This window comes from Thermodesulfobacteriota bacterium (assembly GCA_040755095.1).
Taxonomy (GTDB): Bacteria; Desulfobacterota; Desulfobulbia; order Desulfobulbales; family JBFMBH01; genus JBFMBH01.
On sequence record JBFMBH010000009.1, the window covers coordinates 19,032 to 43,716 of the forward strand.

Below are 24,685 nucleotides of genomic sequence, written 5' to 3' on the forward strand. Positions count from 1 at the left end.
GGCAACAGGACCCGTCTCATCCAGACCGTGAAGGCCCGGCGGATCCTGGCCTGTTCCGGGGCAGCCAACCAGGCGATCAGGTGCTCCAGCACCCCGCGGATATCCTCCGGGGTGCGGCTGTTCTCGAGACGGAACAGGGCCGCCACCAGGTTGCGCAACGGCGCCAGATCCGCCTCACTGTAGCGCCCCTCGTCCAAGAGCAGGTAGCGCACCTCGGGACGATAGGCCGCCAGGCCACCGGGAACCTCGGTGATGAGGTCCTGGATGCTGGTAGCCGCGGACCAGCGGGGGTCACCGTTGTAGAGCACCACCGGCAGCACCGGCGGCAGGAGACCCGCGGTGGTCAGCCAGCCCTGGCGGATGATGTCCTGATACAGGAGGGCCAGGTAGGCCATGATCCGCACGGCCATGAACCGGTCCACCGACGACTGGAACTCGATGAGGAGATACACAAACAGCCACCCTTTGCCCCAGCGCAGCCGCCAGATGAGGTCATCCTCCCGCTGCCGCAGATCGTCGGTGACGTAGCTGCCGCTGACCCGTTCCAGGGTGGAAAAATCAAGCTGCGACACCCACTCCTCGCGAACGAAGCCCCGCAGGAGGTCGGCGATCATCTCCGGGTGCGAAAAAAGATGCTTGTAGCCGCCATCGTGCTCCATGCCCTGAACATGCCGGCAATGGCCGGGGATTGCAACAGGAAAGGGCCAGCCGGCCGCGGGCGTCTTTCCAGCTGGAGGAAGGGCCGCTGAGGCTTCTTCTTGCCCGGGGAGCTGCTGCGCAATCAGGATGGGTGCGGTGGTCGCAGCAGCTCCGGCATCACTCCCATCGCTTTTCGGTAGTCAGGGATTGAGGCTGCCCGTCCGGGAGGCCGGTGTTGCTCTGGGGCCGCCTCTAGCGAGCCAGGAGGGAGCTGATGGCCATGATCGTTCGGCTGGCCAGCCGGTGGGCGTAGCACAGGGGCAGCCAGAGCGACCGGCGGAGGGCATACTGCTGCCGCATGTAGGCGGGCGCGGGGAAGACCAGGGACCAGGCGTAGCGGAAGCGGCCGGCGCCATCCGGCACATTGTCCAACAGGGCCAGGCGCCGCTCCAGCCAGCCCCGATCGGCGAGCTGCGGCACGACACCACGACCCGCCGCGTGGAACAGGCGCCTCGCCGGCCAGGGCGGCGCAGCCAGCAGCTGCTCCTGCCCCGGCGCCAGGGCCGCCAAGGCCAGGGCCAGGGCGCCTACCGCCGGCCGATGACGGATGGCCAGAAAGCCCTGGCGCCACGCCGGCCGCTGCCAAGCCACCACCAGGTCCACCGCCCGCAGGAGGTAGAAGCCGCCACTCATGGCATGACGGAGCAGATGGGCAAGGAGGATGACCGGCTCGTCTGCCGGGGCCACCAGGGCCAGGCCAGGCACCTCCGGCCAGGGCTGGCGGTTGGCCCAGATCGCCTGCTCTCGGCGCTCCGACAGAAGGCTCCGCTCCCAGTCCAGGCGCGGCAGCAGGTCCAGCTTGAGGCGATAGGCCGGCAGCCACAGGGGCGACAGGTGTCCCAGATCGCGCTGGCAGCGGGCCGGGTCCATCCGGGCGCTCACCTCGCCCTCGACCAGGGACAGGGCGGGCGCGGCCGGCACCGCGGGCACGGCCAGACCCCTCTGGACCAGCCTCTGCCACAGGGCGAAAGCCCCCGGCCCCGGGACCCAGAGATCGAGGTCGTTCATGGGGCGCAAGGCCGGATCCTCGTACAGCCGGGCGATCAAAGACGCCCCTTTGAGGAGCACCGCTTCCTGGCCGTGCTCGGCCAGGAGCGGGCCCAGCGCCCCCAGGGCTTGCCGCAGCTGACGGTTGCGGGCGCCGCTGGCCATGTAGGCCAGGGCCAGGCGCTGCCGGCCGGCCTCGTCAAGGGGCACGGTGGCCTGCTGGAGCCGGTGGTGGAGAAGAGGGGCGACACCGTTGGCCAGGGCCAGGTCCACCAGGGCCGGCCCGTCGGCCACGGGCGGCACGCCGCCAGCCAAGAGGCGGCACAGGACGGCCTGGGTGGGGGACAGTTCCAAGGTCACGGCAGTCGCCATGGGGGAGAGGGGCAGACGCCGGGACACGCCGGCGGGCAGAGGATGCCCGCACAAGGTACCGGGCAGGGGGATTGGCGTCAACCGGCCCCGGCCGCCGTACCGTGCCCACCGGTCCCGGGCCCGCCATCCCGCCGCGCCTGGCCCGAAAATCGCTTTGCGCGGCCGGCCAAAGGGCGGTATTTTCTGGCCCACGTGGCGGATGCGCATTCTTGCGGGCGCCATACGATGGCCATGTCCCCCTGCCCTTCTCCCCTGCCCAGCTGACCGATCGGTACCCGCGGCCGCCCCTGGGGCGTGGTCACGGATCCTCCCCCTTCTTCAACTTGAGGCCAGATGGCCCGGGTGCCTGCGCCATGGCGGAGCGAATCGCGATTCTCATCCCGTGCTACAACGAGGAGCTGACGGTGCGGGCAGTGGTGCACGGCTTCCGGGCGGCCCTGCCCGGGGCGGCGATCCATGTCTTCGACAACGCCTCCACCGACCGTACCGCGGAAGAGGCCAGAGGCGCCGGTGCCCAGGTCCACCACGTGCCGGCCCGGGGCAAGGGCTGCGTGGTGCGGGCCATGTTCCGCTCGGTGGACGCGGACCTCTACGTCATGGTGGACGGCGACAACACCTACCCGCCGGAACGGGTGGCTGCCCTCCTGGAGCCGGTCCGGCGGGGCGAGGCCGACATGGTGGTGGGGGCGCGGCTGCAGCAGTACCACGAAGAGGCCTTCCGCCGCCTGCATGTCTCCGGCAACCGGCTGGTGGTGGGCCTCATCAACGTCCTCTTCCGGGCCCGGCTTACTGACGCCCTGTCCGGCTACCGGGCCTTCTCCCGCCGGTTCGTCAAGACCATGCCGGTCTTAAGCCGGGGCTTCGAGATCGAAACCGAGATGACCCTCCATGCCCTGGAGCAGGGCCTGGCCATCCAGGAGGTGCCGGTGCCCTACGGCAGCCGGCCGGCGGGCAGCCATTCCAAGCTCAACACTTACCGGGACGGTCTCCTCCTCCTCAAGACCATCGTCTCCATCTTCAAGGACTACCGGCCGCTCCTGTTCTTCAGCCTGGCCGGCCTGGCCTGCCTGACCCTGGGCCTGGGCTTCGGCGCCATCGTCATCAGCGAGTTCATGGCGACAGGAAAGGTCTTCCACCCGTCCACCGCGGTCCTTGCCGCCTCCCTCTTCATCATCGGCCTCCTGTCGCTCACCACCGGCCTCATCCTGGATACGGTCAACCGGCGCAACCGGGAGCAGTTCGTGCTCCTGGCCGACCATGTGCTGGCCGCCCAGGAGGCCCACGGCCAGGAGCGGCGGCGGCCGAGCGTCCGTCCGTAGCAGAAGACGGTCCGGGCTGCATGCCGCTGGCCATGACTTCCCGCACCACCAGCCTGCCGGCCAGCTTTCTCATCCGGGCGGCCGGCCTGGGCATCCTCGCCGGCGGGCTGGCCGCCCTGGCCCTGGGCCAGGATGCCAACTGGGATCTCCGGAACTACCATTACTACAACCCGTACGCCTGGCTGCACGGCCGGCTGGGGTACGACATCGCCCCGGCCCAGGTGGCGACCTACTACAACCCCCTGTTGCATCTGCCCTTCTACCTGGTGGTGGAGGCGCTGCCTCCCCGGCTGGTGGGCTTTCTTCTGGGAGCGCTCCAGGGGCTGTGCCTGGTGCCGCTGGCCGCCATCAGCCTCCTGCTGTTGCCGCCGGAGCCCCAAGAGCGGCAGCAGCGGCTGGCCCTTGTTCTGGGGCTCATCGGCCTGGCGGGCGCCGGCTCGGTCTCCGAGCTGGGCACCAGCTTCGGCGACGGCATCCTTGCCCTCCCCATCCTGGCCAGCCTCTGGCTCCTCCTCCGGCAGCAGCCGCTGCTGGCCACCCCGGGCTGCGGCCGCGGTCTGCTGCTCGCCCTTGCCGCCGGCCTCCTGACCGGCCTCACCGCGGGCCTCAAGCAGCCGGCCGCCGTGTATGCCGTCGGCCTGTGCCTGGCCTGCCTGGCCCTGGCCGCGCCGTGGTCCAGACGAATCCTGGTCGCCCTCGTCTTCGGCCTGGGGGTTCTTGCCGGCATCGCCCTGACCGGTGGCTGGTGGCTCCTCACCATGTGGCAGGAGTATGGCAACCCGTTGTTTCCGTACTTCAACCACCTCTTCCGCTCCGAGATGGCGGCCATCGCCGACTACCGGGATTCCCGCTTCCTGCCCCAGGGGCTTGGCGAGGCCTTCTTCTTCCCCCTGTTCTTCCTGGCCGCGCCCGAGGAGACCGCCGAGGTGGCCTTCCGGGATGGCCGCCTGCCCATGGCAGCGCTGCTCTTCATCCTGGTGCTCCTGACCCGCCGGCGGCGGCCGGTGCCGGCGGCGGCGACCCGGGAGGGCTGCAGGCAGGGCCTGTTCCTGGTCTTCGTCCTGGGCTCCTACCTGGCCTGGCTCAAGCTCTTCGCCATCTACCGCTACCTCCTGGTGCTGGAGATCCTGGCACCGGTGGCCATCTGGCTGCTGGTCGCCCGCCTCCTGCCGGAGCCGGCGCCGGCCCGCCGCTGGGGGACGATCTGCCTGGGGGTGGTGCTCTTAGTCACCCGCCCCGCCGATTGGGGCCGGGAGCCCTGGCGGCCGGACTTCTTCGGGGTGCAGGTGCCGGCACTGGACGACCCGGCGCACACCGTGGTGCTCATGGCCGGCGTCGACCCCATGAGCTACCTCATCCCGTTCTTCCCGGCGCCGGTCCGGTTCCTGCGCATCCAAAGCTACTTCACCGGGCCTTCCGCCACCCCCAACGGCACCGACCGGCTCCTGGCCCGACTGGTCGCCGGCCATAGAGGGCCGGCCTATGTCCTGTATCGCTCCTATGAAGGAAAGGCCGCCGGCACCGCCCTGGCCGCCTATGGCCTGGCGGCGGACCTGGCCGCTTGCCAGAAGCTGCGGCCCGGCATCGAGAGCCGGCTGCCCGACCCGCTCCTGTTCTGCCCGGTGGCCCCCATCCCTGAAGCCGACAAGCCATGACCACCCTGCCCGAAAACGCCTTTGTGTTTCTCGACCCCCGAGGCAAGCGCTGGCCGCGCCTGCGCCTCGTGCTGGTGGTATCGAGCCTCCTGGTCCTCTTGGCAGCCGTGCTTTTTGTCCGCACCCTGTTCATCACCCCGGCGTTGGCCCTGCCCAGGACGGTCCTGGAGATGAAGGCCCGGCTCCATATGCTGGCGGAGTCGGCCCTCCCTCCTGCCAGCCCGCCGCTGTGGCTGCGCTTTACCAAGCCCGGCAGCAAGGCCGTTTCCGCCGGCCAGCCGGATGGCGACGACACCGCGCCAGTACGACTGGCCTTTGTGGTGGACTGGGACCAGGCCAGCCTGGCGTCCGCGGCCGCTCACGCCGGAGAGATCACCCACCTGTGCCCGGAGTATCTGTCCCTGGGGGACGGCGAGGGCCGGATCCTGCAGGAGCCGCGGCCCCGGGTCCTGGATCTGGCGCAGGACCGGGAGCTGGCGGTGCTGCCGCTTCTCACCAACCTCCTGGGAAATGCCTGGCAGCCGGAGGCAGTAGAAGGCCTGGCCGCAGGCCCGGTGGCCGCGCAGGAGCGGTTCGTCGCCGACCTTGCGGAACGGCTGCAGGAGATCGCTGCCGCCGGGGTGCTGGTGGAATGGGGCCAACTGGATCCGGCGTACCGGGCCGCCATCACCGGGCTCCTGGCCCGCATGGCCCAGGGCCTGCACGAAGAGGGCCTGGAGCTGTGGCTGAACGTGCCGGTGGGTCTGGAGCTCAAGGCTTTGGATCTGGAGGCCCTGGCTCCGGTGGTGGACCGCTTCGTGGCCAGGCTCCATGACGAGAACGGCGAGGAGGACCTGGCCGGTCCCATCGCCTCCCGGGCCTGGCTCGAAGGCTGGCTGGACACCCTTCTGGGATACGGCCGCCCCGGCCAGTGGGTGATCGCTCTGGGCGCCTATGGCTATGACTGGATCGATGGCCAGGCCCGACCCGAGCCCCTCAGCTTTGCCGAGGTGATGACCCGGGCCGGACGGGCCGGGGTGGTGGGCTGCGACTCCGATGACGCCTCCGGCACCCCGCACTTCTCCTACGACGACTCCGGCGTCTCCCACACCGTCTGGTTCCTGGACGCCGCCACCATGCTGAGCCAGGCCCGCGCCGCCCTGGCCCGCCAGGTGGGCGGGCTGGCCATCACCCGCCTCGGCACCGAGGATCCGGGGATATGGCCGGCCCTGGGCCTGGCGGCCCGCTCCGCGCTGGCGCCAGAGGACCTGGCAGGTCTGGCCGACCTCACGGCGGACGGGCCGGTGGCCCATTTGGGCAGCGGGGAATTCCTGCGTCTGGAGGAAAATCCGGCCAACGGCCGGCGGGCGCTGAGCCTGGCTGCGGACGGCTGGGTGATCGCCCACTACCAGCGCTTCCCCAGCTACCGCACCGTGCTGCACCAGGGACAGGGCAGGCCCGATGAGGTGGCGATAAGCTTCGACGACGGCCCCGATCCCCGGTACACCCCCGCCATCCTGGACCTCCTGGCAGCCCGGGGGGTGAAGGCGGCCTTCTTCCTTCTCGGCAACAAGATGGAGGAGCACCCGGAGCTGGTGCGGCGCATCGTGGCGGAAGGCCATGAGGTGGGCCTGCACACTTACAGCCACCCCGACCTGGCCGAGGTCTCCGGCGAGCGGGCGGAGCTGGAGCTGAACGCCAGCCAGCGTCTCCTGGAGAGCCTCACCGGCCGCAGCACCATCCTGTTCCGGCCGCCGTATCATGCCGCCCCCCGGCCGATGACCGGGACCGAGCTGGCGCCGATCCGCCTGGCCCAGGCCCTGGGGTACCTGACCGTGATGAGCAGCATCGACACCGAAGACTGGACTAGACCCGGTGTCGAGGCCATGGTCACGGCCGTGAAACGGCAGCGAGGCTGGGGACAGATCATTCTCCTCCACGATGCCGGCGGCGACCGCGAGCAGACCGTGGCGGCCCTGCCGGCCATCCTGGACTATCTCCAGGAACGGGGCGACCGGGTGGTGTCCCTGGCCACCCTCCTGGGGCAGCCCGCCGCCACCGTCATGCCGCCGGTGCCGGCGGGCGAAGACCTCTTGGCCCGACTGGTCACCGGCACCGGCTTTGCGGTGCTGCGGCTGGCCGGCGAGCTGTTCTGGGCCTTCATGGTGGTGGCGACCGGTCTGGTGGTGCTGCGTACTGGCATCGTCTGTGCCCTGGCAGTACGCCACTGGCGGCGCCAGCGGGCCGCCCCCCCGCCGCCGTCCGCCTTCCAGCCGCCGGTCTCGGTGCTCATGGCCGCCTACAACGAGGAGAAGGTCATCGGCCGCACCCTGGCGGCGCTTCTGGCCACCGACTACCCGGGAGACCTGGAGGTGATCGTGGTGGATGACGGCTCCGGGGACCGCACCGGGGAGGTGGTGCAGGAATGGCAGCAACGGGATCCCCGGATCCGCCTCCTGACCCAGTCCAACCAGGGCAAGGCCCGGGCCCTGCGCCACGGCCTGGCCGCCGCTCGGCATGAGATCGTCGTCACCCTGGATGCCGACACCCAGTTCGCGGCCCAGACCATCCGCCAGCTGGTGCAGCCCTTGGCCGATGCGCGGGTGGCCGCCGTGTCCGGACACGCCCGGGTGGGCAATCCCACGAGCTTCATCAGCCGCTGCCAGGACCTGGAATACCTATGCGGCTTCAACCTGGACCGCCGCGCCTTTCAGGAGTGGAACTGCGTCACCGTGGTGCCCGGGGCGGTGGGGGCGCTGCGCCGCGCAGCGGTGCTGGCCGCCGGCGGCATCTCCCCCGATACCCTGGCCGAGGACACCGATCTTACCCTGACCCTGCACCGCCATGGCCAGCGGATCGCCTATGTGCCGGAGGCGTTGGCCTGGACCGAGGCGCCCCTGGCCATCGGCGCCCTGGCCTGCCAGCGCTTCCGCTGGGCGTTCGGGGTGTTGCAGTGCCTGTGGAAGCACCGGGACCTGGTCTTCCACCCCCGGGCCGGGGCCCTGGGCTGGTTCGCCCTGCCCGGGATCTGGTTCTTCCAGATCCTCCTGGTGGCGGTGGGCCCCGTCGCCGATGTCCTGCTCCTGGGCTGCCTGCTCACAGGGGCTGGCGGCAGCATCTACCTCTATTTTCTGGTCTTCCTGGCCATGGATCTCATCCTGGCGGCGCTGGCCTGCTTTCTGGAAGGAGAGCCCCTGGCCCGGGCCTGGCGGATGGTCCCCATGCGCCTGGTCTACCGCCCCCTGCTGGCCTGGGTGGTCTGGCGGGCCGTGCTCAGGGCGGTTCAGGGGGTCTGGGTGGGCGGGGGCAAGCTGGAGCGCACCGCCACGGTGACGGCCCGGGCGTAGTCCCAGGCCAGGGACACCGCCATTCGACCCTTGCCCCGGCAGGGGGCAGGGCACGACAACGGAGGAGGGATCATGCAGAAACAACCGGAAGGGGCCGCCCGAGTGGTCGCTGTCCCTGCCCCGGCCCGGCCCCGGATCAGGCTGCGCCACGACCGCATCCGCCTGTCGGTGCTCTTCGGCGCCGCGGTCTTCGCGGGCTATCTCCTGGCGGGCTGCGCGGATGAGCCGCCGGCCCCCGGTCCGCCGGCCCCGTCCGCTGCCCCCCTGGCGGTGCCGGCCGCCGGCGCCTATCTGGGCGCCTACATCGACTTCGGCGAGGCCGAGGATACCGTCACCCTGGAGGCCATCGAGGCCTATGAGACCCTGGTCGGCAAGCATCAGGCCATCATCGCCTCGTCGAGCTTCTGGGGGGAGGAGAGCTTTCCCCAGAAGAACCTGGAGCTCATCGCCCGGCACGGCGCCGTGCCGCTGGTCTACTGGTCGCCCTGGGACCGGCCGTACAGCCAGAGCCAACCTCCCGACCGCTTCCGTCTGGACGCCATCCTGGCCGGGACCTGGGATGGCTACCTCGACCGGTGGGCCGATGGCGCCCGGGCGTACGGGCGGCCAATCCTGGTGGCCTGGGGCCTGGAGATGAACGGCCACTGGTTCCCCTGGTCCGGCTGCCATTACGGCGGCGGCACCCCGGCGCCCGCCGGCGGCTTCGCCGGTCCGGCGCTGTACAAGGCGGCTTTTCGGCATGTGGTGGACCGGGTGCGGGCCCGGGGGGCCGGAAACATCCAGTGGGTCTTCCACGTCAACCACCTGAGCTTCCCGGCGGAGCCCTGGAATGCCTTCGCCCAGTACTATCCGGGGGCGCAATACGTTGACTGGCTGGGGGTGAGCATCTACGGCAAGCAGTTTGCCGCCAGCGACTGGCTGACCTTCCGGCAGGCCAGCGAGGCCGCCTTCCGGGAGCTGGCTGCGCTGGACCCGAGCAAGCCGATCATGGTGGCCGAATTCGGGGTGGGGGAGTATCCGCAGGCGGGCAGCAAGGCGGACTGGCTGCAGGAGGCGCTTGCGGTGATGCGCGACGAGCAGCCGCGGGTCAAGGCTGCGGTGTACTGGCACGAGCGCTGGCAAAACGCCGACGAGAGCTACTCCAACCTGCGGGTCAACTCCTCGCCGGCTGCCCTGGCCGCCTTCCGGGAGCAGGTGTCCGACCCCCACTGGCTGCCGCGACCGCAGCTGGCCCCGGCCTCCCGCTAAGCTGGCGACTCCTGGGAGACCGGCAGCCAGGCCTCGAAGCAGGCCCCCTGCCCGGGCTGGTTGAAGAGGTTGATGCCGCCCCCCAGCCGCTCCATGATCTGGAGACAGAGGTGCAGGCCGAGACCGGTCCCCTTCCCGGATGGCTTGGTGGTGAAGAAGGGATCGAAGATGAAGGCCACCTGGTCCGGCGGCACGCCGGTGCCGTTGTCCTGGACCCGGACAACGACCCGCTGCTCGACCAGGGCGGTGGACACCGTCACCGCGCCCTGGAAATCCGGGGTCACGGCCTGTTTGTCCTCCACCGCCTGGCGGGCGTTGGCGAGGAGGTTCAGCACCACCTGCTCCAGCTCGCCGGCCACCGCCGAGACCGCCGGCAGCTCGCTGGCGTATGCCTCCACCAGCTCGATACCCCGAGCCCGGAACTGGTGCCGGCACAGGGACAGGGCGTCCTGGGCCACGGCCTTGACGTCCACCGGCTGGCGGCTGGCATCGGTGCGGCCGAAGCTGCGCACATGCTCGATGAGCCGGCTGATGCGCTCGACGTTGCCCAGTACCCGGGGGATATCCTTCTCCAGCATGGCGGCACTGTCCAGGGAGCCCCGCCGCAGCCGGGCGGCCCAGGCCTGCAAGGTGACGCTGATCACCGACAGGGGCTGGTTGATCTCGTGGGCCATGGCGGTGGCCATCTGGCCCAGGGCGGCCATGCGGCCGCTGTGGGCCATGGCCGCCTGCCGGGCCTCCCGCTCCTTCTGCAGGACCAGCGCCTGCTCCGCCTTCTTGAGCTGGGTGATGTCCCGGAAGTCCTCGATCATGCCCAGGAGCCGGCCCTCCGGATCCCGGAACGGACGAACGGTCAGCAGGCAGGGGAAGACCCGGCCGTCCGGGGCGACCTTGTCCACCTCCATCTCCACATGCTCGTCCCCGGCCATGATCCGGGTCAAAGGACAGTCGCCGGTGCGGCACATGGTGCCGGGCATGACCTCGTGACACGCCCGCCCCTGCCAGTCGTGATCGCCGATCCCCAGCATGGCCAGGTAGGTGCGGTTGGCCCGCAGCATGCGGAATTCCGTATCCACCACCCGCATGCCGCCGGCTGCGGTGTTGAAGATCTGGTCCAGCTCCCCGTACGAGCGGTTGATGGCGTTCTTCAGGCGCAGCACGTGCAGGCCCGCGCCGACCACGCTGAGCAGGAGGACCATGAAGCCGAGAATCACCGGCCAGTAGGTTCGGGCCACCTGGGCCAGGTCCACCCGGTCCAGATCCTGGTAGGGGCCCAGGTGCAGCTCCCGCAGGCAGTCGTGCACCGGCTGGTAGTTCGAGGGGATGGTCCAGCCGGCGCACTTGGCCGCCCTGGCTGCCGGAGAGTCGGCAGGCATGGCCAGGAGGGCCACGGCCACCTTTTCGGCCAGGCCGTCCGGGGTCTGCCGCAGCTTGGCCATGGGCCACTCGGGATAGGCGCGGGTGGAATGGGGAAAAGGCAGGGACTCGCCATCTGGCACATGATCGTGGATGACCCTGAGATCCGCCAGGCGGATCTTGCCTTCCGCCTCCATCTTTTCCAGGGTGTCGGTCCGGACGCAGCCAACATCCGCCTCGCCGTTCAGAACGGCCAGCACCACCTCGTCGTGGGTGCCGGCAAAGCGGAGTGACGCGAAGTCCCGCTCCGGCCAGATCCCCTTCGCCCGCAGCTCCCGCAGGACCATCAGCCAGCCGCCCAGGGAGGTGGGGTCCACGGCCTGCACCCTCTTGCCCCGGAGATCGGTCATTTTCTGGATATCGTGCCGCTCCTGCCGGCAGACCACGAGACCGCCGAACAAGGCGTGGCTTTGGCCCCGATTCCAGTTCTTCAGGGAGGCGATGCGGCTGACCCCGTACCGGGACTCGATCTCCACGTAGATGCCGGAATTGACCAGGATGAAATCGACCCGCCCGGCTGCCGCCACCGCATCGATCTCCTCGAAGGCCAGGGGCACGATCCGGAAGCGCACGCCCGGGATGCTGGCGGACAGATAGTCGGCGGTGGCCGCCCAACGCTCCAGGCATTGCTGGCGGCCGCGGTTGGCCAGCACACCCAGCCGCACCTCCGCCTCTCCAGCCCAGCTGAGGGGGCTTACGCCCAGCAGGAGCCAGCCCAGGATCAGGCTGCAGACGAGAGCACACCGGCGCTTCATGATCACGATTCCACACCAAGTCTGGAGGTTACCGGTCCTTCCCTGAGCCCATTGGTATGGTATACGCTGGCCGGCCGGCCCCTGTCAATCGCCCCGCTACCGCCGGACCGCGCCGCCGCTCGGCCCTCAGCCGGCGGCGATCAGAAAGACACCGGCAACGATCACCGCCGCGCCCAGGAGGCGGCTGGCGGCCTGCGGCTCGCGGAAGAAGAGCCAGCCCCACAGGGTAGACAGGAGAAGGCTCACCCGCTTGACACCGATCATGTAGGCCACCGGGGCCCGGCTGACGGCAGCGAAATGGGCCACCGCCATGACGGCGACGGTGATGCCGATCGCCAGACCCAGCCCGGGCCAACGGCAAGCCTCCTGCCGCACCTGCGGCCGGCTTGCGGCCCAGGGGGCCAGCGCCAGCGCCACCACCGGGGCGTAGAAGCCGGCCACGAACAGGGGCGAGGAATGCTGGATCAAAAGCTTGCCCAGGGTGGCAGTGAGGCTGAAGAGGACCGCCACCAGGACCATCAGCCGGGAGCCCGGCTCGCGGCCGATCGCCCGGATCGGCTCCAGAAGGCCGGTGCGCGCCTGCCCCAGGTTGAGGACATAGATGCCGGTAGCCACCGCCAGCACCCCTGCCGCCCCCTGGGCAGAAACCTCTTCACCCAGGATCAGGCGTGGCACCACCAGGAGGAAGACCGGCGTCAACCCCAGGAAGGGAATGGTCAGCCCCAGGGGAGACAGGCGGATGGCCCGCAGATAGAGGAGCCAGGCGGTGATCTCCAGCGGCAGTGCCGCCGCCAGGGCCAGCCAGAAGACCCGGTCCAGGGACGGCCACTCCACGGCCAGCAGCGCCGCGAGACAAAAAGGGGCCGCGTAGAGGAAGCGGATCCAGACATTGGCCAGATCCGAGACCTCCCGGCTGAGCCGTTTGGACAGGACGTCACCGGCCGACTGTCCCAGGGCCGCCACCAGTGCAAGAAAAAGCCAGCTCATCCCCGTAGGGCCCTCAAGAAACATCGGCCACCAGAGCGGACTTCCGGCGTTTCATCCATTCGGATGCGCCCCGCATGGCAACTCTCGCTGATCACGCCGCCCCGGTTGACGGCAGGTCCCCATTTCCGGTATGACCCAGAAAGAACCGCCGCGCCGGCCGGTCCGGTCCATCCAGCCCCGGCGTCCCAGGACTCCCACCGGTCCAGTCCCAGACCCAATCTGTCCCTGGAGGCAATCCCATGCCCATGCCCCGCCTGCTGATGCCCGTGGCCGCCCTGGCCCTGCCCCTGTCCTTGGCCGCAGCGGCTGCGGCCGCCGAGCCGGCCACCGGCCAGGAGCCGCACCTGGCCAACGTCACCCAGCTCACCACTGACGGCGACAACGGCGAGGCCTACTTCTCCTGGGATGGCCGCCGCCTCATCTTCCAGTCCAACCGGGGGGATCGGGGCTGCGACCGCATCTGGACCATGGCTACGGACGGCAGCGACCTGCGGCTGGTCAGCCCGGATCACGGCGTCCACACCTGCTCCTTCTTCTTCCCGGACGGCCGGATCGTCTTTGCCAGCACCAGCCACCTCCCCGGCGACTGCCCGCCCCGCCCGGCACCGCCGGCGGGCAGCCACTACGTCTGGCCGCTCTTTCCGTACGACATCCTTGTGGCCCAGGCCGACGGCTCTGACCCCAAACGGCTCACCGACAACCCGGGCTACGATGCCGAGCCCGTCGTCTCGGCGGACGGCCGTCACATCGTCTTCGGCTCCCAGCGGGACGGTGACTTTGACATCTACCTCATGGATGCCGATGGCAGCAACGTCCGGCGTCTCACCGACCGGGTCGGCTACGATGGCGGTCCCTGGTTTTCGCCGGACGGCACCCGGATCGCCTGGCGGGCCTGGTACCCGGAGACCGCCGAGGAGCTGGCCCAGTGGCAGCAGTGCCTGGCCGGCAGCTACATCGTGCCCTTTCCCCTGGACATCTGGGTGATGAGCGCCGACGGCTCCGGCAAGACCCGGCTGGTGGCCAACGGCGCCACCAACTGGGCGCCCTCCTGGCACCCGGACGGCCGGCGGCTGGTGTTCTCCAGCAACATGGACGACTGGCGGCCCGAGATCAACAAGTTCGGCGGCAACTTCGAGCTCTACCTCGTCAACAGCGACGGCACCGGTCTTGAGCGCCTGACCTTCAACAAGACCTTCGACAGCTTCCCCATGTTCTCCCCGGACGGCCGCAAGCTGGCCTTCGCCTCCAACCGCAACCCGGAAAAGCCCCGGGCCACCGACATCTTCATCGCCGACTGGGTGGAATGATGCCACACCACATACGCCTCAGTCCGCTGCCGGCCGCCCTGCTGCTGGCCGTCCTCGCCGGCCTGGCTGCCGTGCTGCCCGCCCAGGCCGCAGCCCCGGTGCACCATGACCTGGCGGTGCAGCTGTCGCCCGCCGAGCATCGTCTTGCCGCTAACGACACCATCACCTTCCCGGATGGGACCCCCCTGGAGGTGGAGATCCTCCTCCATGCCGGACTCAATCCCGGCACCACCACCCCGGGCGCCCGGCTGAGCCCGCTCCCGCCGCAGCCGGAGGACGAGCCCCTGGCGCCCTACCGGCTGACGCGACCCGCCGGCGGAGGGCCGGTGACCTTGACCTACAGCGGGTCCATCGACCACGATCCGGCGGCCGAGGGCCGGCAGTACGGCCGCAGCGTTGCCAGCTCGCCGGGCACCATCCGGCCGCAAGGGGTGGTGCTCCATGGCGGCTCGGGCTGGTATCCGCTGTTGCCGGAGCAGCCGGTGAGCGGCCGGGTGCGGGTGGAGCTGCCGGCCGGCTGGCAGGCCGTGGGCCAGGACCGGCGACTGGAGCGGCAGGCGGACGGAGAACGGGTCATCACCGCCTGGCAGGTGACCTCTCCCCAGGAAGAGCTCTACCTGGTGGCCGGCCCTTTCGTGGAGACCAGCCGGCCGGCAGGCGGGATCACCGCCTTCACCTTCCTGCGCCAGGACGATCCTGAGCTGGCCTGGCGCTACCTGGACGCCACCGCCGAGTACCTGACCCTCTACCAGGGCCTTTTGGGACCGTACCCGTATGCCTCTTTCTCCCTGGTGGAGAACTTCTGGGAGACCGGTTTCGGCATGCCGTCCTTCACCCTGCTGGGGTCGAAGGTGATCCGCTTCCCCTTCATCCTCACCTCGTCCTATCCCCACGAGATCCTCCACAACTGGTGGGGCAACGGCGTCTTCATCGACTTTGCCCGCGGCAACTGGGCCGAAGGCCTGACCGCCTATCTGGCCGATCATCTGCTGAAAGAGCAGGGGGGCACGGATGCCGCCTACCGGGAGGCCACCCTGCACAAGTACACCGACTACGCCGCCTCCGGCCACGACCTGGCCCTGACCGCCTTCCGCAGCCGCCACAGCGCTGCCACCGAGGCGGTGGGCTACGGCAAGGCGCTGATGCTCTTCCACATGCTGCGCCGCCAGCTGGGGGATGAGGTCTTCCTGGCCGGGCTGCGGGATTTCTTCGCCAGCCGCACCTTCCAGGTCGCCTCCTGGGCTGACCTGGAAGAGAGCCTGTCCCGCGCCGCCGGCCGGGATCTGGCGCCGTTTTTTCGCCAGTGGCTGGAGCGGACCGGGGCGCCGGAGCTGACCCTGGGGCCCACCTCGGTGCGCCCGGACGGGACCGGCTTCCTGCTCCGGGCCAAGCTCCTCCAGACCCAGACCGGGGAGCCCTATGCCCTCTTCGTGCCGTTGGCCGTCACCCTGGAGGGGGAGGAGGAGGTGCTCTGGCAGGAGGCGGCCATGAGCGGCCGGCAGCTGGACCTGGAGCTGCGGGTGGCGAAGAGGCCCCTGCGCCTGGAGGTGGATCCCCTTTTCGATCTCTTCCGGCGCCTGGCGAAGGCCGAGATTCCGCCAGCCTTTTCCGAGGCCCTGGGTGCGGCGGAGACCCTTTTTCTCCTGCCGGCGGCAGCTGCCGTCCAAGCCGGCGCGGCGTGTCAGGAGCTGGCCCGGGCCTGGACCGACGGCAGCACCGCCGCGGTCACCGTGGCCGGGGAGGACACGGTAGCCGAGCTGCCCGCCACGGGCGCGGTGGTGGTGTGCGGCTGGGACAACCGGTGGCGTTCGGCGGTGGCGGACGCCCTCCAGGGGAAGGGAGCGGGCCTCACCGCCCAGGGCCTGACCCTGCCCTCAGGGCCGGTGGCCCGGGCCGAGCAGGGGGTGGTGCTGGCCGCCCGCCGGGGCGGGCCGGCCGGCCTGCCCCTGATCTGGCTGGGGGTGGACGATCCGGCCATGGCCGCTGCGGTGGGCCGCAAGCTGCCCCACTACCACAAGTACAGCTACCTGGCCTTTGCCGGCGCCGAGGCGAAAAACACCGGCAAGGGCCGGTGGCCGGTGGCCGACTCCCCCCTGGCCCGCCTTCTGGCCACCGGCAGCGAGAAGGCGCCACCCCGGGGCCGGCTGCCCCAACGCCAGCCCCTGGCCCAGCCAGCGGCCTCGGTCAGCGGCCAGCGGCTCCTGGCCGATGTCCGCTTTCTGGCCGCGCCGGAGCGGCAGGGCCGGGCCAGTGGCAGTGCCGGTGCCCGGGAAGCCGCGGCCTTCATCGCCGGCGCCTTCCGCCAGGCCGGGTTGACGCCGGCCGGCGACCACGACGACTTCTTCCAGACCTGGGAGGAGCCGGCAACCGAAACCGGGGAGCCGATCCGGTTGACCAACGTGGTGGCCAAGCTGCCGGGCCGCGGCCAGGACCCGACGGCTGCGGCCATCGTCCTGGGCGCCCACTACGACGGCCTGGGCCTGGGGCCACCAGACGCGGCCAGCGGTGGCCAGATCCACGCCGGCGCCAACGACAATGCCAGCGGCGTCGCCGTGCTCCTGGAGGTGGCCCGGATGCTGGGCCAGGGGGCCCGGCCTCTGGCCCGGCCCCTCTTTCTGGTGGCCTTCGACGGCGAAGAGCTGGGCAAGAAGGGCTCCCGCCACTTTTTGGCCGCCAGCACCGCCTTGGCGGCCGACCGCTGCCAGGCCATGGTCAATCTGGATACCGTGGGCCGGCTCACCCAGGGGCCGGTGCTGGTCCTGGGCGCCGAGGGGAGCCCCGGCTGGCAGCCGCTCCTGGAGGCAGCCGGCGGCCGGTCAGGGGTGGGGGTGGCCTGCGTGCCGGTGGCCCTGGACAGCTCCGACCAGACCAGCTTCCAGGAGCGGGGCCTGCCAGCCGTCCAGCTCTTCGGCGGCCCGCCCCTGGAATACCACACACCGGCCGACACCAGCGAGCGCATCGATCCGGCCAGTCTGGTTCAGGTGGCAAGCCTCACTCTGGAGGCGCTCCAGGCCCTGGCTGACCGGCCGCAGCCTCTGCCGGCCGGCCGGATGCCTGCGGCTGCCGGTGCTGCCGCCGGACCGCGCAGGAGCGGCATCGGCACCGTGCCGGACTTCACCTTCGCCGGGCCCGGTTACCGGCTGGCCGGGGTGGTGCCGGATTCGCCGGCCGCGGCCGCCGGTCTGGCCGCCGGCGACGTCATCCTGGCCGCCGATGGCAGCGGCATTGCCGGCATCAAGGACCTGGCCGCCCTCCTGCGCGCCGCCCGCCCGGGCCAGAGCGTCCAGCTCACCGTGGAGCGGGCGGGCAGCCGCCGGCAGGTCCCGGTGGTGCTGGCCGACCACTGAGCCGGGGAGAAAGCGCCCTACCGGGGAGTCCGCTCGTTCAGGACCGCCGCCACCACCCGGCACAGCTCCCGGGGCAGATACGGCTTGGGAATCGCGGCCACGAAGCCGTGACGCCGGGGGTCCCGCATCACCGGATGGTCACTGAAGCCGGAAGAGACGATAATCAAGGTCTGAGGATCCACGGCCAGGATCTTGCCCACCACGTCCTGGCCGCCCATGCCCCCGGGCACCGTGAGGTCAAGGACCACGCCAGCAAAAGGGCGGCCGGCCTGGCGTGCCGCCACGAACAAGGCCAGGGCCGCCGCGCCGTCGGCCGCCGTCTCCACCTCGTAGCCCTCGCCGGCCAGCACGGCCTGGGCCACCTCCCGCACCCCGGCCTCGTCGTCCATGACCAGAATCCGCCCCCGGCCCGGGGCAGCAGGAGCAGCAGCCGGAGGGCGCACCGCCGGCTGCTCGCTGCTGGCCGGCAGAAAGAGGTGGAAGACGGCGCCCTGCCCCTCCTGGGAGTCGACGGTGATGAGGCCGCCATGGCTTTTCACCACGGTGTAGGAGATGGACAGCGCCAGGCCCATCCCCTTGACCTCGCTCCGGCTCTTGGTGGAGAAGTACGGATCAAAGACCCGGGGCAGGTCGCCGTTGCGGATGCCATGACCGCAGTCCTGGATCGACAGCTGCACATAGCGGCCGGGGGACAAGGACGGGTAGCTGCTCCCTTCGGCCACCAGCACGTTGGCCGCTACCACCAGCAGGCGGCCGCTTCCTCCCATGGCCTCCCGGGCATTGGCCACCAGCTCATGGATGACCTGGCTGATCTGCCCCTCGTCCACCTCCAGCGGCCACAGATCGGGCGCCAGCCGCAGATCGCAGCCCACGGCCGAGCCGCTGAGGGCAAAGAGGACACTGTCGGCGAACAGCTCCTGGGGCCGCACCCGGCGCCGGATCGGCGCCCCCCGCCGCGCGAAGGTCAAGAGCTGGGCCGTGAGGTGGGAGGCCCGCAACGCCGCCTCCTCGGCCGCGGCAAGGCGGGCGTGCAGCTTGGCCTGGTCCTGGCTCTGCAGTCGGGCCAGGGAGATGTTGCCCAGGATCGCGGTCAACAGGTTGTTGAAATCGTGGGCGATGCCGCCGGCGAGGACGCCGATGGCCTCCAGCCGCTGGGCCCGTCCCACCTCCAGTTCGGTCCTCTTGCGCTCGGTGATGTCGGTGACGATGCCGAGGACCGCTGCCTGCCCCTGGTAGCTGATCGGCTGGAGAGAGACCAGGCCGTTGCGGCTGGCCCCGTCCAGGGCCTGAAGCGGCCACTCGGCGGCCGGCATGGAACGGCCCTGGAGACAGGCCCTGACCGCCGCCTCCAGGGCGGGACCCGATTCCGCTGCCACCAGGGAGGCGATCGGAAAGTCGGGGACCACCAGCTCCGCCCGCTCCCGGCCGCACAGGCATTCCAGCTTGCGGTTGACCAGGAGCAGCCGGTCGCCGGCCAGGACGAAGACCCCGACCGCCATCTCCTCGGCCAGGGCCCGGAAGGTCGCCTCCGCTGCCCGGGCTTCGGTCTCCAGGCGGCGGCGCTCCGCCACCTCCTGCGCCAGCTGCTCGTTGGCAGCAGCCAACTCCCAGGTGCGCTCGTCCACAATCTCGCTCAGATGATGGCGATGCCTCTCCAGCTCGGCGTCGATCCCTTTCTGCGCGCTGATGTCCCGGATGATGGCGGCGTAATGGCTGATGGCGCCGCCAGCGTCCCGCAGAGCCACCGCCGTGATCAGAACCGGCAGCCGCCGGCCGTCTCTGGTCAGGCGCTGGCTTTCGTAGTCCCGGAAGAAGCCCTCCTGGTTGAGGCGCTCGAGACAATGGGTCAGTTCCGCGGCCGCAATCTCCTCCGGCATGGTGACGGTGATCGGGCGGCCGATGATCTCCTCGGCCGAGTAGCCGAGCATGGCGGCGGCGCCTGGGCTCCAGGCCCGCACCAGGCCCTGGGGATCGATGACGCAGATGCCGTCCGGCAACAGCTCCAGCATGGCCACCAGGAGGGCCCGCTCCTCCTCCCGGGCCAGGGATGGGACAGGGGTGATCGGCGACGGGGGGACGAGGATGGGATCGGCCACGGCAACCTCGGCAGCGGCATGAATCGATGCAGGGACAAGAAGCTCCCGCCGGCCGGCGAGGGTTCTTACCCCCATAAAAAGGTTAGTCCGGACCGGACTGCCAATGTCAACAGGAAAGATAACGGGAGGTATGCCACCGGTCAGGGCGCCGGGACCGCCGGACGCGGCTGGTCCAACAGCTCGACCAGCCGCGCCAGGAGGACCTCGCGCCCCTGACCGCTCCGGGCCGAGAAGAGGATCCGGTCCTGGGGGGTGACGGCAAAGGCGGTGTCCAGCCGTTGGGCTTGAGCCTGCCGCCGGCTGCCGCTCACCTGATCGGCCTTGGTGTAGACGAGCAGGAAGGAGCGGCCGATGCTGCGCAGCCAGGCCACCAGATCAAGGTCCAAAGGGCTGGGGGGGTGGCGCCGCAGGTCCACCAGGAGGACCACGGCGACAAGATTGTCCCGGCCGGCCAGATAGGCTTCCACCAGCTTCCGCCAGCGCTGGCGGCTGGCCTGGTCGACCTGGGCATAACCGTATCCGGGCAGATCGACGAAACCGCATACACCCGGCGCCACAAAGAAGTTGAGCGCCCGGGTGGTGCCGGGTCGGCTGCCAGCGATCACCAGACCCCGGCGGCCGAACAGCCGGTTCAAGAGGGAGGATTTGCCGACATTGGAGCGGCCAGCGAAGGCCAGCTCGGGGAGATCGGCAGGCGGCAGCTGGTCCAGGTGGTGGACCGAGGTCAGGAAAGAGACCTGGGCAAGCTGCATGCGGCCGTCCGCCAAGCCTGCTCAGATGACCTTGTTGAGGCTGTACTCGATGATGCCCTCGGCGCCGTGCTTCATGAGGCGAGGGATGAGGTCCCGGACCTCGTGCTCCGAGATCACCGATTCCACCGACACCCAGGTGGACTGGTAGAGATGGGCCACGGTAGGGGCGTTGAGGCTGGGCAGGAGGGCGATTACATCGGGCAGCCTCTCCTGGGGCACGTTCATCTTGAGGCCCACCATGCGGTCGGCCTGCAGCGCCCCCTGCATCAGGAGGGCGATGTTCCCGATCTTTTCCTGCTTCCAGGGATCGGCCCAGGCCCCCGGGTTGGCGATGAGCTGGGTGTTGGAGGTCATGAGCTCGTGGATGATGGAGAGCCCATGGGCGCGGATCGTGCTCTCGGTCTCGGTGACCTCGACAATGGCATCGGCGAGGCCGGAGACGACCTTCGCCTCGGTCGCCCCCCAGGAGAACTCGATCTCCACCGGGATGCCACGCTCCGCGAAGTACTTGCGGGTGAAGCTGACCAGCTCGGTCGCGATCTTCTTGCCCGCCAGATCCTCCAGCCGCTGGATGGGGGAGCCGGCCGGCACCGCCAGCACCCAGCGGGTGGGACGGCGGCTGACCTTGGAATAGATGAGATCGGCCACCACCACCACGTCCGACTCGTTCTCCAGCACCCAATCCTTGCCGGTGATGCCCACGTCCAGGGTGCCGTTGGCCACGTACCGGGACATCTCCTGGGCGCGGCAGATGGAGCAGGCCAGCTCCGGATCATCGATCTCCGGGAAATAGCTGCGGCGGGAGAGCTTGATCCGCCAGCCCGACTTCTCGAGCAGCTCGATGGTGGCCTGCTCCAGGCTGCCTTTGGGGATGCCGATGCGCACCACGCTCATGTCTTGTACACCTCCGCTGGGTCGAAGGCGCGGGGCATGATCTCCGTGAGCCCGCCGGCCTCGACCCGTCGAAAAAAGCAGCTGCGGAACCCCTTGTGACAGGCGGCCGGCCCCAGCTGCTCCACCTTGTAGATCACCGTATCCTCGTCGCAATCCACCAGGATCTCTTTGACCAGCTGCACATGGCCCGAAAGCTCGCCCTTGAGCCAGAGCTTGCCGCGGGAGCGGCTCCAGTAATGGGCCTTGCCAGTGGCCAGGGTGGCGGCCCAGGCCTCCTGGTTGATGTAGGCGGTCATCAGCACCTCGCCGCTCTGCCAGTCCTGGGCAATGGCGGGCAAGAGGCCGTTTCCCTTGTCGAAGCGCAGGCTCACCATAGGCGTATCACCGGCCGCGGGGGGGATCTTCCTCTCCCGCTCCAGGAAGTGGATCATGCAGGCGGTGCGGGAGCGGCAGTATTCGCCCGGGTGCCGGCACCGGGCCTCGGCGGCCGGCATGGCTTCCCGGTATTTCTCGCACCAGACGTCCATACCCGCCCCCCCGATCGGAGCGCAAGTGTGACCGGCCGGGCGCCCGTTGTCAAGGTCTTCCCGGCCCCGGCCAGGACGGCCCGGCGCCGGTATGGCCTCCTTGTGCCCGGCCCGCCCCCAGGGGGCACCACCGTGCCCCCTGGACGATGCCGCTGCCGCCCAGCTCAGGCCGGCCCGAAGGCGTCGGCAAACAGCTGCTCGATGGCCAGCGCCCCCTCGGCGGTCAGGTTGCGGGTGCCAGAGCCGACGAAGGTTTCGTAGCTCAGCTTGGCCGGCCCCTTCTCCCAGGCGGAGCCGTTCCAGAGGAACCAGTCCTTGACCTCCTGGTCAAAAACCGCCAGCGGCCGGTTGAAGAACTTGGCCAGCTCCACGGCCCAGCCGGTGCCGCCCTTGACCGTGTTGTCGGGGAGGATCTTGCCCACCACGAACACCTGATGGCCGTTGTTGACCATATGGAAGATGGTCTGCAGGACCTTGCGGATCGTCCGCCCTTCATAATAGGTGCGGCGCATGAGGCGGGAGACGATCTCCATGCTGATATCACCCCGCAGAAGCTCATCCTCGGACAGGACCACCGTGTTCCGGTCCCGCTCCATGACATGACCGGCAAAGGAGAAGTTGACCTCCCGGACTCCCCACTTCTCGGCCGCGGCACCAAAGGCGCTCTCCGCCCCCCGATGGCCACCGCTGAACAGCGTGCAGTTCTCGTGCAACAGCATACGAATGCTCCTCCTTGGCATGATCGGTTCTTCTGGGGTCACCCCTGCCCATGACGGGCAAGGCCAACAACGGACAAACGGTCAGCCCTGCCGGGGCTGGACAAAGAGATCGATGGCCCTGCGGCTGCGCTCAGTCAGGGCGGCCGCCGCCTCGGCCACCGGCAGGGTCATGAGGCTGGGCAGCTTCAGGAGCATCGGCAGATTCACGCCAGCCACCAGGGCTGCCTGGCGGCCGGCGGTCAGCTGGCGTGCCACGGTGAAGGCCGTGCCCCCCAGGATGTCGGTCAGGACCAGGATTCCCGGACCCTGGTCCACGGCATGCACCGCCGTGGCCACCTCGGCCTCGATCCCCTGGCGCCGCTCCTGCCAAGGCTTCTCCCCTTCCCTGGCCCCCCCGTCCAGAAAGGGGATGGTCACCACCCGCACCTGCCGGAGGCGGCCGGCCAGGATGTGATCCGCCACCGCCACCAGGGCCTGCCCCACCACGCCATGGGTGATCACCACCACGCCCAGGCAGGGCTGTGGCTCAGCCATGGCCGTCACGGCGGGCCAGGCCCAGCCGGTCGAGATCGGCGGCGGTCCAGGAGAAATCGCCCGCCACCGGATCCCGCAGCAGGAACTCGTCCAGGGCAATGCGCACCGTCACCATGGGGTCGACGAAATCGGCATGGAGCAGATGCTGGCCCCGCACCTCGCTCAAAAAATCGATCCTGGTCTGCATGCGGCTGACGAAGCGGGCCACGTAGCCGGCATCGTCGAGGCTCGGCCGGAAGGAGCGGTCGTACCGGCTGCCCAGGCCGCCCCTTTTCACCAGGCTCATCATCCCGCCCGGGATGATCCGCCAGGGGCTCAGCTCCAGCTTGCCCTCGGCCAGGGCCGGCAGGATGCTGTCGCGGCTCAGCTCCAGGGGGATATCCTCGCCCATGAAGTCACCGGTGTTGAGGATGACGGTCATGGGCCGGAAGAGCTCCAGGAAGAGCTGGAACATCCGGCATTCGGTGTTGAGCCGCCAGGAGCGGAAGGGCTGGGCAAAGGGCTCGATGACCAGCTTGTACTGATCCTCCACCCGCCTGAGGGATTCGGCCAGGGTCCTTCTGGTCATCAGGCTGGCGCCGAAGGAGACGAAGAGGGCCGGATCGTCGATCCGGGTGATGGGGGGCAGGGTATCGTCCTTCATCACCAGGCTGACGATGTCCACCCGGTCGTAGCCGGCCACGGCGTTGGCGGGCCGCTCCTGGATCACCCGGCCGTTGGCCACCAGCCGGTCGCCAGGCAGCACATCCAGGCCCTGGGGGGTCTCCACCACCCCCATGTTGTAGAAGATGAGTCCCCGCTGGGTGGTCTCGTCACCCATGACGTCGCCGTCGGTCTTGTTGAAGAAGGTCGGCTCCAGGACGATCACCTTGCCGGTGACGGTGCTGACCACGAAGGCGTCATCGTGGGCAATGGTCCTGGCCCGCCGGGACAGGGACGACTTGCCGCTCCCGGACAGGGCGATGATGATGAGCGTCTTGTCGCCGATCTCGAAGATCGAGCCATGGATGGGCAGAAAGCGGCGGATCTCGGTGCCGGCCAGCCGCTCGGCGATGGCGGTGTGCCAGATCAAGGTCAGAAAGCCCTTCTTGATCTCCCCGAAGTACGCCAGCCCCAGAACGAAGATGGCGCGGCTGTCCTTGTCGATGATCACCAGACCCCGGTCATGGTCCGGATGCCGCCAGTCGGGATCGTAGACCATGAGGATGTCCGGGACCGCCAGAGGCCGACTGTTGCGGTAGAAGGTCCAGTGGGCCTCGCCGACGAAGGCCTGAAAGTTGAGGAGAAAGGAGAGAGCGGCGACCGGATAGCGCCGGTTGGCCACCAGCTGCAGGCCAACTGCCAGCTCCGGATCCAGCCCAGCATAGGCGCGGCTGACCAGACTGCCCTCCACCTGCAGGCGCAAGGCGGCTCCCCGGGCCAGACTGGCCAGCTGCTTTCTGCCCTCGGCATCCGCCTCATGCCAGAAGCGGCGGGCCTGGGCGTTGCGGCCCACCGGATTGGCATGGTTCCAGACCAGCTGCCGGGTGCCCTGGGCCAGGCCGAACTTCAGGGGATCGCGGATCAGACGCCCCAGGACCAGGACATTGTCCTGCCCCAGGGAGAGGTCATAAAGGGTCTGGGGGTCGTCCACCTGGACCGCATTGCCGGCCAAGGCCAGACGGGCGGCCAGACGCAAGGGGCTGGCAAAGTCGAGGCCTTCGTCAGCCAGGGCGATGGTGGCCATGGGCACCTCCTTGGGTGGT

General features: G+C 69.7%; 17 protein-coding genes. 6 read left to right on the forward strand and 11 right to left on the reverse strand.

Annotation, left to right across the window (positions count from 1 at the left end; translation table 11 throughout):
• Together AB1634_03000 and AB1634_03005 are read right to left on the reverse strand one after the other, a co-directional pair.
• Positions 1 to 659, reverse strand: a 659-nt coding sequence (locus tag AB1634_03000; GenBank protein ID MEW6218485.1) for an Rpn family recombination-promoting nuclease/putative transposase, incomplete at its 3' end; no start/stop codon positions are given.
• A 232-nt stretch (positions 660 to 891) separates the two neighbouring features.
• Positions 892 to 2,046, reverse strand: a complete 1,155-nt coding sequence (locus tag AB1634_03005; protein MEW6218486.1) for a nucleotidyltransferase family protein — start codon at positions 2,044 to 2,046, stop codon at positions 892 to 894.
• A 365-nt stretch (positions 2,047 to 2,411) separates the two neighbouring features.
• Here AB1634_03005 and AB1634_03010 point away from each other — a divergent pair, with 365 nt between their 5' ends.
• The 4 genes from AB1634_03010 (at position 2,412) to AB1634_03025 (ending at position 9,606) form a co-directional block, all read left to right on the forward strand.
• The gene (locus AB1634_03010) at positions 2,412 to 3,377 is read left to right on the forward strand and encodes a glycosyltransferase (GenBank protein ID MEW6218487.1); all 966 of its coding nucleotides are present in this window, start codon (positions 2,412 to 2,414) and stop codon (positions 3,375 to 3,377) included.
• A 32-nt stretch (positions 3,378 to 3,409) separates the two neighbouring features.
• Positions 3,410 to 5,032: a hypothetical protein gene (locus AB1634_03015; protein ID MEW6218488.1), complete on the forward strand. Its 1,623-nt coding sequence runs from the start codon at positions 3,410 to 3,412 to the stop codon at positions 5,030 to 5,032.
• Positions 5,029 to 8,358 (forward strand): glycosyltransferase, encoded by a 3,330-nt coding sequence (locus AB1634_03020; protein MEW6218489.1) that lies wholly within the window; start codon positions 5,029 to 5,031, stop codon positions 8,356 to 8,358. Before AB1634_03015 ends, AB1634_03020 begins: the two co-directional genes overlap by 4 nt.
• A gap of 72 nt (positions 8,359 to 8,430) precedes the next feature.
• Positions 8,431 to 9,606, forward strand: coding sequence for a glycosyl hydrolase (locus AB1634_03025; protein MEW6218490.1), 1,176 nt, complete (start codon positions 8,431 to 8,433; stop codon positions 9,604 to 9,606).
• On the opposite strand, the gene AB1634_03030 is transcribed toward AB1634_03025, so the two are convergent.
• Positions 9,603 to 11,777, reverse strand: a complete 2,175-nt coding sequence (locus tag AB1634_03030) for a PhnD/SsuA/transferrin family substrate-binding protein (protein MEW6218491.1) — start codon at positions 11,775 to 11,777, stop codon at positions 9,603 to 9,605. The genes AB1634_03025 and AB1634_03030 overlap by 4 nt on opposite strands.
• 126 nt (positions 11,778 to 11,903) lie before the next feature.
• Positions 11,904 to 12,764, reverse strand: a complete 861-nt coding sequence (locus AB1634_03035) for a DMT family transporter (protein ID MEW6218492.1) — start codon at positions 12,762 to 12,764, stop codon at positions 11,904 to 11,906.
• Between the two features lie 239 nt (positions 12,765 to 13,003).
• Here AB1634_03035 and AB1634_03040 point away from each other — a divergent pair, with 239 nt between their 5' ends.
• Both AB1634_03040 and AB1634_03045 read left to right on the forward strand, forming a co-directional pair.
• Positions 13,004 to 14,071 (forward strand): hypothetical protein, encoded by a 1,068-nt coding sequence (locus AB1634_03040; protein MEW6218493.1) that lies wholly within the window; start codon positions 13,004 to 13,006, stop codon positions 14,069 to 14,071.
• Positions 14,068 to 17,418 (forward strand): M28 family peptidase, encoded by a 3,351-nt coding sequence (locus AB1634_03045; protein ID MEW6218494.1) that lies wholly within the window; start codon positions 14,068 to 14,070, stop codon positions 17,416 to 17,418. Before AB1634_03040 ends, AB1634_03045 begins: the two co-directional genes overlap by 4 nt.
• 17 nt (positions 17,419 to 17,435) lie before the next feature.
• On the opposite strand, the gene AB1634_03050 is transcribed toward AB1634_03045, so the two are convergent.
• From AB1634_03050 to AB1634_03080, 7 genes are all read right to left on the reverse strand, one after another.
• Positions 17,436 to 19,589, reverse strand: coding sequence for a PAS domain S-box protein (locus AB1634_03050; protein ID MEW6218495.1), 2,154 nt, complete (start codon positions 19,587 to 19,589; stop codon positions 17,436 to 17,438).
• A gap of 65 nt (positions 19,590 to 19,654) precedes the next feature.
• Entirely contained in the window at positions 19,655 to 20,266 is a 612-nt protein-coding gene (gene yihA / locus AB1634_03055; GenBank protein ID MEW6218496.1) for a ribosome biogenesis GTP-binding protein YihA/YsxC, read from the reverse strand.
• Positions 20,267 to 20,287: 21 nt separating this feature from the next.
• Positions 20,288 to 21,160: an ATP phosphoribosyltransferase gene (hisG, locus tag AB1634_03060; protein MEW6218497.1), complete on the reverse strand. Its 873-nt coding sequence runs from the start codon at positions 21,158 to 21,160 to the stop codon at positions 20,288 to 20,290.
• Entirely contained in the window at positions 21,157 to 21,534 is a 378-nt protein-coding gene (gene hisI / locus AB1634_03065) for a phosphoribosyl-AMP cyclohydrolase (GenBank protein MEW6218498.1), read from the reverse strand. The genes hisG and hisI overlap by 4 nt, the downstream gene beginning before the upstream one ends.
• Before the next feature lie 317 nt (positions 21,535 to 21,851).
• On the reverse strand, positions 21,852 to 22,406 hold the full coding sequence (locus AB1634_03070) for a hypothetical protein (protein MEW6218499.1): 555 nt from the start codon (positions 22,404 to 22,406) through the stop codon (positions 21,852 to 21,854).
• An 81-nt stretch (positions 22,407 to 22,487) separates the two neighbouring features.
• The gene (locus AB1634_03075; protein MEW6218500.1) at positions 22,488 to 22,940 is read right to left on the reverse strand and encodes a hypothetical protein; all 453 of its coding nucleotides are present in this window, start codon (positions 22,938 to 22,940) and stop codon (positions 22,488 to 22,490) included.
• The gene (locus AB1634_03080; protein MEW6218501.1) at positions 22,933 to 24,666 is read right to left on the reverse strand and encodes a phosphoenolpyruvate carboxykinase (ATP); all 1,734 of its coding nucleotides are present in this window, start codon (positions 24,664 to 24,666) and stop codon (positions 22,933 to 22,935) included. Before AB1634_03080 ends, AB1634_03075 begins: the two co-directional genes overlap by 8 nt.
• Between the last annotated feature and the right edge of the window lie 19 nt (positions 24,667 to 24,685).

Coding starts and splice junctions, on each gene's coding strand:
- AB1634_03040 (MEW6218493.1), top strand. CDS start 13,004: ATGCCCATGCCCCGCCTGCTGATGCCCGTGGCCGCCCTGGCCCTGCCC.
- AB1634_03045 (MEW6218494.1), top strand. CDS start 14,068: ATGATGCCACACCACATACGCCTCAGTCCGCTGCCGGCCGCCCTGCTG.
- AB1634_03080 (MEW6218501.1), bottom strand. CDS start 24,666: ATGGCCACCATCGCCCTGGCTGACGAAGGCCTCGACTTTGCCAGCCCC.
- yihA (MEW6218496.1), bottom strand. CDS start 20,266: ATGCAGCTTGCCCAGGTCTCTTTCCTGACCTCGGTCCACCACCTGGAC.
- AB1634_03020 (MEW6218489.1), top strand. CDS start 5,029: ATGACCACCCTGCCCGAAAACGCCTTTGTGTTTCTCGACCCCCGAGGC.
- AB1634_03010 (MEW6218487.1), top strand. CDS start 2,412: ATGGCGGAGCGAATCGCGATTCTCATCCCGTGCTACAACGAGGAGCTG.
- AB1634_03070 (MEW6218499.1), bottom strand. CDS start 22,406: ATGCTGTTGCACGAGAACTGCACGCTGTTCAGCGGTGGCCATCGGGGG.
- AB1634_03030 (MEW6218491.1), bottom strand. CDS start 11,777: ATGAAGCGCCGGTGTGCTCTCGTCTGCAGCCTGATCCTGGGCTGGCTC.
- hisI (MEW6218498.1), bottom strand. CDS start 21,534: ATGGTGAGCCTGCGCTTCGACAAGGGAAACGGCCTCTTGCCCGCCATT.
- AB1634_03015 (MEW6218488.1), top strand. CDS start 3,410: ATGACTTCCCGCACCACCAGCCTGCCGGCCAGCTTTCTCATCCGGGCG.
- AB1634_03035 (MEW6218492.1), bottom strand. CDS start 12,764: ATGAGCTGGCTTTTTCTTGCACTGGTGGCGGCCCTGGGACAGTCGGCC.
- AB1634_03050 (MEW6218495.1), bottom strand. CDS start 19,589: ATGGGGGTAAGAACCCTCGCCGGCCGGCGGGAGCTTCTTGTCCCTGCA.
- AB1634_03075 (MEW6218500.1), bottom strand. CDS start 22,940: ATGGCTGAGCCACAGCCCTGCCTGGGCGTGGTGGTGATCACCCATGGC.
- hisG (MEW6218497.1), bottom strand. CDS start 21,160: ATGAGCGTGGTGCGCATCGGCATCCCCAAAGGCAGCCTGGAGCAGGCC.
- AB1634_03025 (MEW6218490.1), top strand. CDS start 8,431: ATGCAGAAACAACCGGAAGGGGCCGCCCGAGTGGTCGCTGTCCCTGCC.